The organism is Anaerotardibacter muris (genome assembly GCF_943192915.1).
In the GTDB taxonomy this organism is placed as follows: domain Bacteria; phylum Actinomycetota; class Coriobacteriia; order Coriobacteriales; family Eggerthellaceae; genus Anaerotardibacter; species Anaerotardibacter muris.
Genome location: NZ_CALPCD010000007.1, coordinates 76,599 through 90,798, shown reverse-complemented (window position 1 = coordinate 90,798; position 14,200 = coordinate 76,599). Strand labels below are relative to the sequence as shown.

Genomic DNA, 14,200 nt, shown 5'->3' with positions numbered 1-14,200 from the left:
GGCGTAGCCCTTTTTGTCCACAAACTCCGAGTGGACAAAAAGGGCTACGCCCCCAATCTGTCTACAAAACGAAAGGCCAGCTCGACTTGCGAGGTGGCCTTTCATCTATCGTACTGAACCGATTCTTATCGGGTCTTGTTCCAGTCGATGAAGAAGAGGTTTGAGTTATTCTGCCTCACGCATTGCCTGGTCTGCATTGAATGCAACTGCTGCAGCTGCTGCAGCACCAGCCTCGTCGCCTTCAGCATCAAACTCTTCAACAGCAGCCTGTGCTTCGTTGAGGACGTCATACTCCGTCTTCTCAAGATCCTTGCGAGCGATACGATCCAGTTCTTCATTTGAGAGTTCCATCGTTAACACCTTCCTTGTTCCGATGTAGGTTTTCTTGATGTCTCTATTGTAGGAAACCCTCACTTGAAAAGCGATTACCGCCGCCTTACCGCTTTCTTTCGATTCGGTTACAACGCACCAGGAAACGCATCGGGGACGGGTTCATTTTTGTCCGGGACACTTTGGGGACAGGTTCAAACCCGTCAAAAGAAGGAGCTGAAGCTGTCCCCTTTTTGTCCGGGACAAAAATGAACCCGTCCCCGATTACAAGGCTAGCGCTTCTTGAAGATGTTCTTCACGCCTAAGGTATCTTTGATGTCACTGAACGCTTCAGAGAATTCACCGACCACTTCTTTGCCGTCCTTGTAGATGGAATTGAGGGTCCGCGTTGCGCCTGCGAGGGTCTCTTTAGCGGATTCGGAAAGGAAGCCTTCGGTCTCCTTGTCATCTTCATTGTCGTCTTCACTGGTACTTTCGGAAGACTCTTTCTTTGTTGCTTGAGACTCTGCTGGTGCCGCTGTTGCAGCTGATGCCGCTTTCTCAGTACCGGCTTGAGAAGCACCCTTCTGTGCAGCTGCATCGAATTCTTCTGAGCGTTCGCTACTGAGCGGCTTCAAAGGTACGCTTCCCGCAAGCTTCTTCTCAAGCTCGACTTCGATAAGGTAGACCTGGTCATCGATCTTATCGAGCTTCTTATCATAACCGCTCAGCTCGAAAGGGATCTCACGCACCACTTGAGCAAGGTCGTCCAAGCGAGCATGGAGCTTATCGATCATCGCCAAAACCGATTCGTTCATGGCTTCCTCTTTCTCTTAGCGCGAACACTATGCAGGGCTCGCAAACGAACGCCAACGTAGCGCTACTAACGATAACGCTGTTTCATCGCGCGATCGATCTCGCGCTTCGAATCGCGCTCTGCCATGGCAGCACGTTTGTCGTAGAGCTTCTTGCCGCGCGCAACGGCAAGCTCGATCTTCACACGAGAATTATCGTCGAAGTAGATCTTTATCGGCACAAGCGCCATGCCGCGCTCTTGGGTCTTACGAGCAAGGTCGCGGATCTGCGAGCGATGCAGCAGCAGCTTTCGTGTGCGATCAGGGTCGGGGTTTGCCAGGTTGCCGTGGCTATAGGGCGCGATATGAAGGTTATGCAGCCACACTTCCCCGTTACGGATGAGCGCGAAACAGTCGGTGAGCTGGCAATTATTCTCGCGCAACGAGCACACTTCCGTACCCGTGAGCACAAGACCAGCTTCGTAAGTCTCGAGGATCTCGTATTCGTGAAATGCGCGACGATTCTTCGCGATGACCTTCTCAGCGTGAGCCATGGCTACATTCCTGGTACGAAGGATACGTCTTCATCAAGATCGAGGATGAATTGCACGAGCAGCTTCACGCAGCGCTCAAGATCTTTGAGCGCGAGCACTTCGGTGGGAGTATGCATATAGCGCAGTGCGACCGAAACAAGGCCAGTAGCCTTACCGCCACGCTGGACCTGCATAGCGCCAGCATCCGTGCCCGTCACGCGTGGCTCGGCTTCGATCTGCACCTCGATGCCTGCTTTCTCTGCAGCTGCTACCAGGCGCTCGAAGATGACAGGATTGATATTAGGACCACGTGCGATGACCGGGCCGCCGCCGCATTCCAGCTTGCCGTACTTCGCAGGATCGATTCCTGGATAGTCGGTAGCATGGGTCACATCGAGCGCGATCGCGATATCAGGATGGACACCGTAGGCTGAAGTAGTGCCGCCACGCAGACCGATCTCTTCCTGGACCGTGGTAGCGCATACGTAGTCGCCTGATGCGCCGCCCGCCTTGGCCAGCTCTTCGAGCACACGTACCGCGATATAGACGCCCATCTTGTCGTCGAAACCACGCGAGACCGCCATGCCCTTGCCGAATTCTTCGAAACCTACGCCGTAGGTGATGACATCGCCGATCGAGACGATCTCTTTCACTTTCTTGGCGGGCATGCCTAGATCGATGACAAGATCATCGAGCGGCGTAACATTCTTACGTTCATCAGGGCTGATAAGGTGAATGGGCTTACGGCCTACCACGCCGCGATACGTGCCTGTTTTCGTATGCACGTCTACACGCATCCCGGGGAGGATGGCCGCGTCAACGCCACCGACCGCAGCTACGCTCAAAAAACCACCATCGTTGATGTAGGTGACCATGAGGCCCACCTCGTCCATATGGGCCGCGATCATGACCGATGGACCTTTACCCGTGCCTTTCAAGGTTGCGTGGACCGAACCCATCACGTTGGTCTCGATAGTATCGGCAACGCTGCCAAGACGCTCACGCACGAGCGTGGCGACACCAACCTCGGTACCGGTGACCGAAGGTGTCTCGAGGATGCGCTTGAGGAATTTCTTATCGACTTTGGTCATACTGCTTCCTTGCTCTTTCGTGGTTGATAAGGGAATAGGGCTTCCCTGCTCGGTCGGCTGCAGTTGCGTTGCGGACCAGGCTGGCCTGTCCCCAAGGTGTCCGGGACAGTTTTGGACCCGTCCCCATTCTGTCCGGGACAGTTTTGGACCCGTCCCCGAAGTGTCCGATTTGTCCGATTTGTCTGGGGACGTCCAATTATAGCGCGTTCGGGGGCATCTTGAACAAGACTTGACGGCTGCGCCAGTCGGCTTCGGCAAGCATCACGTTGAGCTTCTGGCCGATGCGATAGGTACGTCCCGTATCCGAACCCGTGAGCACGCCGCGTTCAGGGTTGTAGGAGAAGTATTCATCCCCCAGCTCTTCAATAGGCAGAAAACCCTGCACGGTATTCTCCATGCGCAGCACCACCCCGAAGGTGGACACGCTATAGATGATGGTCTCGAAGTTCTGACCGATGAAATCCTGCAGATACTCGATAAGCTTGACCAGCTGAGACTGAAGCTCTGCCTTTGCGGCGATACGCTCGGTCTCAGAAGAATGCTCAGCGATCCAAGCAGAAGAATTCTTCTCCGCTTCGAAGGTCTCGGATTTCGAACGAAGCGCTTCTTTGACCATGCGATGCACGAACAAGTCGGGATAACGCCTGATGGGACTTGTGAAATGGCAGTAATCCTCGAGCGCAAGGCCATAATGGCCCGTTTCGGTGGTGGAATAGATCGCCTGTTTCATGCTTCGCAAGAGCAGCATGCTCACCAATTCGTGGGTCTGCTCGTCAACGGGTGCATCGAGCAATTCCTGGAGTACGTGAGGATTGCCTGCCACGAAGAGCGTCTTGTCCAGCGTCTTATACGCATCGAACTCTTGCAAGATCTCGTAGAGCGAGAAGAGCGAGTCGCGACCTGGTGCCGCATGGGTACGATAGATGCAGGGCATAGAGCGATCGGTGAGCCACTGAGCCACCAGGTGATTGGCCAAGATCATGCATTCTTCGATAAGACCCGTGGCCTCTGTGCGCCTGCGATATTTGATACCCGTGGGCCGCCCTGCTGGATCCAAGATAGCACGTGCTTCAACTCGATCGAATTCCATGCAACCAGCGGTATAACGCTTCTTGTAGAGCTTCTTGGCAAGCTCGTTCGCCTGCCTGATACGATGAGCAACTTCGCCTACCATGCTATCGGTGAGCTCATTCGCCCCGAAGGGTGCCTCTTTCGCACGGAACGCCGCGACCATCGCATCTTCGTTCGCATCGATGATAGCCTGAGCCTGATCGTAAGACAGGCGTGCCTTGGAGCGGATCACACTAGGAAAGATATCGACCTTCTCCACCACCGCGTCCGAAGCGCGGAGCACCACATCCACTGAAACCGCGAGACGGTCTTGGTCAGGCACGAGCGAGCAGAGCTCGTTAGAAAGCTGTTCGGGCAACATCGGGATAACGCGGTCGACCAGATAGACCGAACATCCACGGCGGCGCGCATCGTAATCGAGTGCGGAATCGAAGGGAACATAACCCGAAACATCGGCGATGTGCACACCCAAATGGATGCGGTCGCCGTCTAATTCCACGGAAAGCGCATCGTCATAATCCCGCGCATCAACAGGGTCGATGGTGAAGATGAAACGATCGCGCAAGTCGCGATAGCCATCCGCCAGTGCGCCCCCTATATCCAAGGTACAGGCTGAAGCCTCTTCGAGCGCCTGGTCATTGAACTCAGTCTCGAGCTTGTGCTGCGCGATGATAAGATCGATCTCCAGGTTACTATCATCACCTTTACCGATCACCCGTGTCACGCGGCCTGTTGCCGCAGAATTGCGCGAGGGATATTCGATGAGCTCGACCTCGACCAAGCTCCCCTCTTCCACATCTGGACTATCTTTGCGCAAGGTGAAGATATCATAGGGAATGCGCGTATCAGACGGAATGACCACGCCGAATGGCTCAGCGATCTCATAACGCCCGATGATACGTTCGTTCGCGCGTGAGATGATCTTCGCCACGCGACCTGTAGGCTTACGCGACGAGATGCCACCGGGCTTTTGGTAGCGTCCACGATTGCTGCTGATGCGCCCGACTTCGACCAGGTCACCTGGAAATGCGCCATACATCTTCGATGCAGGGATGAAATATTCGCCTTCGGCAGTCTTCACGAAACCGAAGCCGCGAGAAGTGATCTCGAGGATGCCTTGCGGACGAGAGCGCGGATGCTTGCGCGCTTTCGAAGATCTACGAGCCATGGTCACGCTTCTTTCTATCGGTTGGAAGCAGCGATCTCGAGCGCGATGGGGACCTGACGATCGGTATTGGAGATGACGACATCAGGGGTCACACCTACCCCATCGATAGCGCGACCCGAGGGGGAAAGATACGTAGCCGCGGTATAGCGCAGCGCTCCCCCGAATGAAAGCGGCTGCATGACCTGCACCGATCCCTTGCCTTGAGTCTGAACGCCCACGATGATGGCGCGATGGGAATCTTGCAACGCCGCAGCTAGGACCTCGGCCGAGCCTGCGGTCTTGTCATTGACCAATACCACGAGCGGAACGTTAGTGACATCGCCACCATCAACGGTCTTCGTTGAAGTATTATCGCCCGACTTGATCTGCACGACCGTACCGCTCTGGATGAACAGCGAAGCGATCTCGATCGCTTGAGTAAGATAGCCACCGGGGATGTTGCGCAGGTCGAGCACGATAGACTGCGCGCCTTCGCCTTCGGCTTGTTCGATGGTCTTCTTCAGCACCTCGGCACAATCGGATCCGATCTGCTTCACTTCGATATATCCCGTGTTATTGGAGACGCTATAAGTGATATTGGTCTCAGGAGAGTCCACATAATGCAATGAAGTATTGAACGTAGTTCCGCCACCCGTGGTGTCCTTGCCTGGACGACGCCAGGTGATGTAGACCACTTCACCTTCATCGCGACTGATGGTGTTGGTCACCTCGGGCATGGACCATTGGTCCTTCTTCTCACCATCGATCGCCTCGATATAGTCGCCCGGGAGCACGCCCATATTGGCCGCCTCTGAGCCTTCAAACACATCGACCGCATAGCACGAGCCATCGTTCTCACCAAAGAGCACACCGATGCCCGAGCTGGGATTGGTAACGCTATTCAAATACGTTTGATAGCTTGCGGCGTCGAAATAGCGCGCGTAGGGATCATCCATGGTCTTGATGAACGCATCGAGCGTGGCGGTAGTAGCAGCGGTCAAGTCGTAGGTATCCACGCTATCGTCGGCGATGATGCCCTGAACTTCTGCTACGCGAGCCGAAAGAGAATCGTAGGTATTGCCTGAGACCGTTTCGCCTGGATTGACCTCTTGCTGCACCGTCAGATTCGAAAAGCCCATCAGCTCGAGCAATTCCGAATTACCACGCAGAGCAAAACCTGCCACGAAAACGGCAATGAGCGCAATGCAAACACCAACGATCTTGATGATGCTCGCATTGCGCTTTTGGATGACTTGCGTTTGCTTCTTTTCAGACGGACGCTGCACGAAATGCCTGTTACTTCCTCGCGCTTAGACCTTCAAGTAGCGGCGCATCGCGAAGACAGAACCCAACAGACCGATGACCAGGCCAGCAGCGAGCAGGGCCACATAGATGAGGATGAACGTGCCCGTGTCCACGTTGATGGGCAGCCATGGAAGCGTGGTGGTGACACGCGGCAGCACGAACAGATGGATGACCTCGATGACCGCGATAGCGAGCACCGCACCGATGATAGCGTGGAGCGCACCTTCAGCAAGGAAAGGACCGCGGATGAAGCCATTGGACGCACCGACCAAACGCATGATGGCGATCTCCTTACGGCGGGCAAGGATAGCCAAACGGATGGTGTTATTGATGAAGATGAAGGCGATCAACACGAGCACCGCAATAAGGCCAATACCGATATAGCGGATGGCATTAGTGAGCGAGAAGAGCTTATCAACGGTCTTCTGACCATACTGCAGCGAATCGGATGGATCTTCAGGATTGTCGCAGATCTCGACGAAGGTGGGGTCATTCAAGATCTGGCTTGCGATCTCTGAGACCGACTGTGCTTCGCTCAAGTTCACATCGATGGAAGCAGGCAGTGGATTCTCGCCATCGAGCTGAGCCACGATATCGGGATTCGAGGTCATGGAGTTGGTGAAGTTCTCGAGCGCCTGATCCTTGGTAGTGAAACCAACGCTCTCAACGCCGTTCAAACCACGGATGTAATCCTCGACCGCATTGATGTCTTGCTCTGAAGCATCATCGGCAACGTAAGCCGTGATGGAAACCTGATTTTCCACCGAAGCGATGACATTGTTGATGATGACGCCGCAAATGCAGAAGATACCGATGATGAGCAACGACAGGAAGATGGTGATGATGGAACCGAGCGTGGTGGACAGGTTTCGCGTGAAGCCTGTGAGCGACTCTCGGAAGAAATAAAGCAAACTAGACATCGAAACCGTACACTCCTCTATCCTGGTCACGCGTGAGGTGACCCTTGTCGAGCGCGATAACGCGACGCCTCATGTTGTCGACCATCTCTCGGTCGTGGGTGGCAACGAGCACCGTGGTACCCGTGCGATTGATGCGCTCGAGCAAGTCCATGATGCCGCGGGAATTCTGGGGGTCCAAGTTACCAGTGGGCTCGTCGCAGACCAAGAGCGGCGGACGATTCACGATGGCACGCGCGATACTGACGCGCTGCTGCTCACCACCAGAAAGCTGATCGGGACGCTTGTCGAGCTTATCAGCCAAGCCGACCAAACGGAGCACTTCAGGAACCTGAGTGCGGATGATGTGGCGCGACTTGCCGATAACTTCGAGCGCGAAGGAAACATTCTCGAACACGGTCTTGTTCGGCAGGAGCTTGAAGTCCTGGAACACGCAACCGATGTTGCGGCGCAGATACGGCACGCGCCAGTTGCGCATGGTCGAAAGATCTTCGTCTGCAACATAGATGTGACCCGAAGTGGGCTTCAGTTCTCGCGTGAGCAGACGAATGAACGTGGATTTGCCCGAACCTGAATGACCGACCAAGAAGACGAATTCGCCAGGATAGATATGCAGCGAAACATCGTCAAGTGCTGGTTTGTTAGGCTGAGCAGGATAAACCTTGGAAACATGGTCGAAGGTGATGACGGGATTACCCGTGGATTGATTCACCGCTTCGACGTTCACGGTTGGCAGCGCTTCAGAAAGCTGCGCTGTCAAATTGGCCGCGGATGGTGGGGCGGCATGTTTGCCCGCGCCTCCGCTCGTGAGATCTGTCACAGCATACTCCGTTCGTAGTGTCGATTCTGAGACAAGAAAATTATACCAATGTTATTTGCGAGTGACGGCTTTTTTCGCTGCTTGCACAATTGAAGCGGCATCAAGGCCGAAATACGCCATAAGTTCTTCAAACTCGCCAGACTTGCCGAAACGATCGCGGACCGCCACGAATTCCAGCGGCACGGGCAATTCTTCGGCACACAATTCACTGACCGCAGAGCACAGGCCACCATAGATGGAATGCTCTTCTGCCACTACCGCACAACCAGTCTTGCTAAGTGAAGCCAAGATGGTCTCGCGATCAAGAGGCTTGATAGAGAACGCATCGATGACCTCGGCAGAGATACCTTCAGCAGCCAACAGGTCGGCAGCCTTGTTCGCCTCTGCGATCTCGATGCCACAAGCAACGATGGAAACATCGCTCCCTTCACGCAAGACATAGGCCTTCCCTACTTCAAGCTGCACATCGGGCGCATAGACGGCAGGGACCGAAGCACGTCCCATGCGCACATAGACCGGACCTGGGGTATGAGCCGCCAGTTTGAGCGCTGCGCAGGCTGCAGCATAGTCTGCAGGAACGAGCACCTTCATGGGTGGCAGGCCACGCATGAGCGAAATATCTTCGAGCATCTGATGCGAGCCACCATCGGGGCCGACCGAAACACCAGCATGCGTAGGGGTGATCTTCACATCGAGATTCGCATACGCAACGGTATTGCGGATCTGATCGTAGCATCGTCCTGTACCGAATACGGCGAACGAACCAGTGAAGGCGATATTGCCAGCCAGCGCAAGACCTGCGGCGATATCGATCATGTTCTGCTCCGCGATACCTACGTTGAACAGGCGGTCATGCTGTGACTGACCTGCCTGACCGAAAGCCTTGGTGGTGGTCGAACCCGTAAGGTCTGCGTCTACCGCCACGATGGGCAGGCCTTCGTCGAACAGTTCAGCGAGCGTCTTACCGAATGCCGCGCGCGTAGCCTTCTTCTCTTGAGCCTGAGCGGCATCTGCGAACTTAATCATCGTTAACCTCGCTTCCCAGCTCTGCAAGAGCCTGCTTGGTCTCTTCGTCGTTGGGGGCTTTGCCGTGCCAGCCAGCCTGATTCTCCATGAAGGAAACTCCCTTGCCCTTCACGGTCTTCGCGATGACCGCTTGTGGCTTACCCGTGGGAGCATTTTGAAGCGAGTTGAAGAGCTCGATGAGCGCATCGATATCGTGACCGTCCACGTGATGAACTTCCCAGCCGAACGCTTCGAACTTTTCGTCAAGACTTCCCGCCGAGCACACGTCTTCGAGCGCACCGTCGATCTGCAGACCATTCGCATCGATGATAGCCACCAGATTGCCCAGCTTTTGGGCTGCAGCGAAGTTCGCCGCTTCCCATACCTGGCCTTCCTGGCATTCGCCATCACCCAACACGGTGTAGACCTTCGCCGTGCCGCCCTTCAAACGCACACCAGCAGCCAGGCCAGCTGCGATCGAAAGACCTTGACCCAAGGAACCAGTGGACACTTCAACGCCAGGCAGCAGATTCGAATCAGGGTGACCCTGGAGGCGCGTTCCCAATTTGCGCAGCGTGTTCAGTTCTTCTTTCGGAAAATAACCCGCTTCAGCAAGCGTGGCATAGAGCGCAGGAGCAGCATGTCCCTTCGCTAAGATGAAATAATCACGTCCCTCGAGCTTAGGGTTGGCGGGGTCGTAGTTCATCACCCCACCAAAGTAGAGCGCTGACAAGATGTCAGTGCATGAGAGCGAACCGCCCGGATGACCGCTGCCGGCTTCGTGGATCATCTCGATGATGTCACGACGGATGGCGCCAGCTTTTTGATGAGCTTCAACAGATGCCATGATGTCCTTTCGCGCGGGACGGGTTAGAGGGATGCTTTCCAGCGATGGTAACCGATCACGAACTGGTCGATATCGCCATCAAGGGCTGCATCAACATTACCGCTTTCGATATTACTACGGGTGTCCTTGATCAGTCGATAGGGATAGAGGACATAGTTGCGAATTTGACTGCCGAAGGAATTGTCCATCTTCTCGCCCTTGAGCTCAGCGAGCTCCGCTTGGCGCTTCTCTTCTTCGCGTTCATAGAGCTTACCGCGCAGCACGCGGAAGGCAGCTTCTTTGTTCTGGAGTTGCGACTTCTCGTTCTGGCAGGTGACCACGATGCCCGTAGGAATATGGGTGAGACGCACCGCAGAGTCGGTGGTATTGACGCTCTGGCCTCCAGGTCCGCTCGAGCGATACACATCCACGCGCACATCATTAGGGTCGATCTCGATCTCGATGTCGTCGTCGGAGAGCACCGGGATGACCTCAACAGCAGCGAAGGTGGTGTGGCGGCGCTTCTTATCGTCGGTGGGCGAAATGCGCACAAGGCGATGAACACCCGTTTCACTACGGAGCATACCGTAAGCATGACGCCCTTCGACCTGGAAGCTCACGCGGTCAAGTCCGATGCCTTCACCAGGGACCAGGTCGAGCACTTTTTGCTTCCAACCCTTTTGTTCGGCATAGCGCGAATACATGCGATAGAGCATCTCGGTCCAGTCCTGCGCTTCAAGACCGCCGCTGCCAGGGTGGATGGTGATGATGGCATCTGCGCCATCGTAGGGGCCCGTGAACCAGGATTCGATTTCGAAAGCATCGAGCATAGACTCAAGCTGCGAGAGGCATTGCTCTTCTTCAGCAAGGAATGCCTCGTCTTCAGCCGCGAATTCGTGAGCTGTTTGAGCATCTTCGACAAGGGTTTTGGCTTGCTCGAAGCGCTCGATAAGATCACGCACGTCAGATGCGCGCTTCGAGACCTTTTGAGCCGCGTCGGCATCATCCCAGAAACCAGGAGCAGAGACCTGAGACTCGAGCTGCGCAAGCTCTTCGCGATTCTGTTCGATATGAAGAAAACCCTGCGCATCTGCGAGGCGACGCTTGGCTTCGTCAAGAGCGATCATGGAACGGTCCTTAAGCACATTGCATTATGGAAATGACCCTGTCGCGTGAGTTCGCACACGCAACAAAACAGAGTGAGCAAAGAGGGACGCAACCAAGTCCACCCAATCTGCCCACTCAAGATAGTACTACCAAGATGCGTTCTCTATGAGCACTTATCGGTTCGCGCCATGGCATTTCTTGAACTTTTTGCCGCTTCCGCAGGGGCACAGGTCGTTTCGACCCACATTGGCGTAAGGATCGTTCTTGTCCTTCTCGATCGGAGCGTTGCGCACAGGAGCCGATTCCTTGGGAGGCTCAGCAGGCATGCCCTGAGCTGCGACCGCTGCTTGGCGTACGCGCTGCGCCTGAGTCTCGCCCGAATTGAGCGCCTCTTCAGGGTTCGAATAGCTGACCGCGCCATCGAGCGGTGTCTCTTCGGCTGGTTCAAGCTCTTGGACCACGATAGGCGCACGGAGCAAAAAGCGGAGGAAATCTTCATAGATCGAATCGGTCAGCGAGGAGAACATGCTGTGAGCTTCTTCGCGATATTCGACCAGCGGATCGCGCTGACCATAAGCACGCAAGCCGATGGAAGCCTTCAAATAGTCCATATCCTGCAAGTGCGACATCCACTTGGTATCCAGGAATCGCAACATGACCTGGGACTGGATATCTTCGAACACAGGGCCGATCTGTTCGGCGCGCGTGTCGTAGCGATCCTGGAAGTACTCACAGATCTTGTCGATGAGCGTATAGACATTGTCGTCGTGGTCGATGTTCTCGACACGTAGCTCAGAAGAGCCGGTCATCTGCTCGAGCCATTGGTTCAGTGGTTCGGTATCCCAGTCGTCGCTGACCATCTTGGGCGAGCACCATTCGAGCACATTCTCTTCGACCGCATCTTCGATGATCTGCGGGATACGCTCGGTCAGGTCCTTACCTTCAAGGATGGCGTTGCGTTCCTTGTAGATGGCTTTACGCTGCAAGTTCATGACGTCGTCGTATTCAAGAACGTTCTTACGAGCGGAGAAGTTCACCGATTCAACTTGTCGCTGAGCGGTCTCGATCGCCTTCGAGACCATGGAAGCCTGGATGGGCTGGTCTTCGGGAAGGCGGGTCTTCTCCATCATGTTCGAGATGGAATCCATCTTCGAACCGCCGAAGAGGCGCATGAGATCGTCTTCGAGCGAGAGATAGAACTGGGTTACACCAGGGTCGCCCTGACGACCAGCACGACCACGGAGCTGGTTGTCGATTCGACGGCTCTCATGGCGTTCGGTGCCGATGACGCACAGACCGCCTGCTGCCAACACCTCGTCCTTTTCCTTTTCGGTGATAGCCACGGCGCGGTCGCGCGCCTCTTCGTATTGCTGCGTGGTGGGCTCTTCGTCTTCCTCTACCACTTCGACCAAGAATTCTTGAGCAAGCTGGTCGGGGTTGCCGCCCAGCAAGATGTCCGTACCACGGCCAGCCATGTTCGTTGCGATGGTGACCGCACCTTTGCGGCCCGCCTGAGCAACGATGGACGCTTCGCGTTCATGGTTCTTCGCGTTCAAGACTTCATGCTTGATGCCGCGCTTTTGGAGCAGACGGCTCAAGCGCTCGGAACTTTCGATCGAGACCGTACCGACCAGACACGGCTGACCTTGCGCGTGGCGCTCAGCGATATCATCGGCGACCGCGTTGAACTTCGCATCGACCGTGCGATAGATCAGGTCGTTCTTGTCATCGCGCGCAACGGGACGATTGGGCGGAATGGCCTGAACAGGCAGGTTGTAGATCTGGCGGAATTCGGAGTCTTCGGTCATAGCTGTACCGGTCATGCCCGAGAGCTTATCGTAGAGGCGGAAGAAATTCTGCAGCGTGATGGTGGCCAGCGTCTGGTTCTCTTGGCGCACCAGAACGTGCTCTTTTGCTTCGAGCGCCTGGTGAAGACCTTCGGAATAGCGGCGACCTTCCATGATGCGGCCCGTGAATTCATCGACGATCTTCACTTCGCCGTTCTGCACCACGTAGTCCACGTCGCGCTTGAACAGGAACTGGGCCTTCAAGGCCTGCTGCAGATGATTGGGCATCTGACCCGATGGATCGCCGTAGAGGTCTTCGATACCGAGCTGGAATTCGACCTTTTCCAAACCCGCTTCAGTGGTGTAGATGGTCTTCTTCGCTTCATCCATCTCGAAGTCGACGCCGCGCTTAAGCGACGGAACGATCGCAGCGAACTTCTGATAGAGCTCAGCCGCCTGGGAACCAGCGCCAGAGATGATCAACGGAGTTCGTGCTTCGTCGATGAGGATGGAGTCGACCTCGTCTACGATGGCAAACGCATGGCCGCGCTGAACGCGACGATCAGCACGCGCCACCATGTTGTCGCGCAGATAATCGAAGCCGAATTCGGAATTCGTACCGTAGGTGACATCAGCCTGATACTGCGGGATCTTCTCAGCGGGGTCCATGCCGTTTTGCAGCAAGCCGACCTTCATGCCAAGGAATTCGTAGACCTGTCCCATCCAGGCACTGTCTCGAGCGGCCAGATAGTCGTTGACGGTAACGATGTGGACGTTGTTGCCGGGAAGCGCATTCAGATAACCCGCTAGCGTGGAGACGAGGGTCTTACCTTCACCAGTCTTCATTTCAGCGATCTTGCCATCATGCAAGGCCATGCCGCCGATCAATTGAACATCGAAGTGGCGTAGACCCAAGGTACGCTTACTTGCCTCACGAACCGCTGCGAAAGCTTCAGGAAGCAGGTCGTCGAGCGATTCACCTTGGTCGAGGCGTTCGCGGAATTCGTTAGTGATATTGCCAAGCTCTTCATCGCTCTTGGCTTCCATTTCAGGCTCAAGGGCGTTGATCAGATCGACCGTAGCCTGATATTTCTTCAAGGGGCGATCTTCGCCCATGCTCAAGATCTTAGAGAAAAATCCCATGTAGAAGGGCCTTTCTGTGATGTGTTTATACGGATGTCGACAGGTGTGCGTTTGCAGTTGCATTCCGGCTCGCAACGTGCCACGCCAGACCCGCTGACAATTGTTAACCATTGTACGCTTTTTCGCTGCGAATCGCCCAGTTCATGCATGGAACATACACGAAGTCGATACCCCCTTCACAATGCCACCACACCCACGTGCCCATCGGGCACCTCGGACACTTTGGGGACAGGTCCGTTTTTGTCCCGGACACTTTGGGGACAGGTCAGAATTCCCATTTGGTGATCTTGGCCTGTCCCCTTTCTGTCCCGGACAGGATTAAACCCGTCCCCCCTCCTTTTTTGC

At 55.3% G+C, this 14,200-nt stretch carries 12 protein-coding genes; all 12 read right to left on the bottom strand.

The genetic code is table 11. The features are described 5' to 3' along the window. Window positions 1-165: 165 nt before the first annotated feature. The 12 genes from NFR25_RS06670 to secA all read right to left on the bottom strand — a co-directional run bounded on the left by NFR25_RS06670 (window position 166) and on the right by secA (window position 13,855). Window positions 166-351, bottom strand: coding sequence for a hypothetical protein (locus NFR25_RS06670; RefSeq protein ID WP_251198464.1), 186 nt, complete (start codon window positions 349-351; stop codon window positions 166-168). 251 nt (window positions 352-602) lie between these two features. Beyond that, entirely contained in the window at window positions 603-1,127 is a 525-nt protein-coding gene (locus NFR25_RS06665) for a hypothetical protein (protein WP_251198463.1), read from the bottom strand. A gap of 65 nt (window positions 1,128-1,192) precedes the next feature. Then, window positions 1,193-1,657, bottom strand: a complete 465-nt coding sequence (smpB, locus tag NFR25_RS06660) for an SsrA-binding protein SmpB (protein ID WP_251198462.1) — start codon at window positions 1,655-1,657, stop codon at window positions 1,193-1,195. Window positions 1,658-1,659: 2 nt separating this feature from the next. Continuing rightward, window positions 1,660-2,727 (bottom strand): M20/M25/M40 family metallo-hydrolase, encoded by a 1,068-nt coding sequence (locus NFR25_RS06655; RefSeq protein WP_251198461.1) that lies wholly within the window; start codon window positions 2,725-2,727, stop codon window positions 1,660-1,662. Between the two features lie 196 nt (window positions 2,728-2,923). Then, on the bottom strand, window positions 2,924-4,966 hold the full coding sequence (gene rnr, locus NFR25_RS06650; RefSeq protein WP_251198460.1) for a ribonuclease R: 2,043 nt from the start codon (window positions 4,964-4,966) through the stop codon (window positions 2,924-2,926). A 14-nt stretch (window positions 4,967-4,980) separates the two neighbouring features. Further along, complete coding sequence (locus tag NFR25_RS06645; RefSeq protein ID WP_251198459.1) at window positions 4,981-6,231, bottom strand: S41 family peptidase; 1,251 nt, start codon at window positions 6,229-6,231, stop codon at window positions 4,981-4,983. A gap of 24 nt (window positions 6,232-6,255) precedes the next feature. Next, window positions 6,256-7,170, bottom strand: a complete 915-nt coding sequence (gene ftsX / locus NFR25_RS06640; RefSeq protein WP_251198458.1) for a permease-like cell division protein FtsX — start codon at window positions 7,168-7,170, stop codon at window positions 6,256-6,258. Beyond that, window positions 7,163-7,987, bottom strand: coding sequence for a cell division ATP-binding protein FtsE (gene ftsE / locus NFR25_RS06635; protein ID WP_476726949.1), 825 nt, complete (start codon window positions 7,985-7,987; stop codon window positions 7,163-7,165). Before ftsE ends, ftsX begins: the two co-directional genes overlap by 8 nt. Before the next feature lie 51 nt (window positions 7,988-8,038). Continuing rightward, window positions 8,039-9,013 carry a transketolase family protein gene (locus NFR25_RS06630; RefSeq protein WP_251198457.1) on the bottom strand — a complete coding sequence of 325 codons (975 nt, stop codon included), beginning with the start codon at window positions 9,011-9,013 and terminating at the stop codon, window positions 8,039-8,041. Further along, a complete protein-coding gene (locus NFR25_RS06625) occupies window positions 9,006-9,839 on the bottom strand; it encodes a transketolase (protein ID WP_251198456.1) in 834 nt (277 codons plus the stop codon). The genes NFR25_RS06630 and NFR25_RS06625 overlap by 8 nt, the downstream gene beginning before the upstream one ends. 23 nt (window positions 9,840-9,862) lie before the next feature. After that, a complete protein-coding gene (gene prfB / locus NFR25_RS06620; RefSeq protein ID WP_251198455.1) occupies window positions 9,863-10,945 on the bottom strand; it encodes a peptide chain release factor 2 in 1,083 nt (360 codons plus the stop codon). 153 nt (window positions 10,946-11,098) lie between these two features. Next, entirely contained in the window at window positions 11,099-13,855 is a 2,757-nt protein-coding gene (gene secA / locus NFR25_RS06615) for a preprotein translocase subunit SecA (protein WP_251198454.1), read from the bottom strand. Window positions 13,856-14,200: the final 345 nt, after the last annotated feature.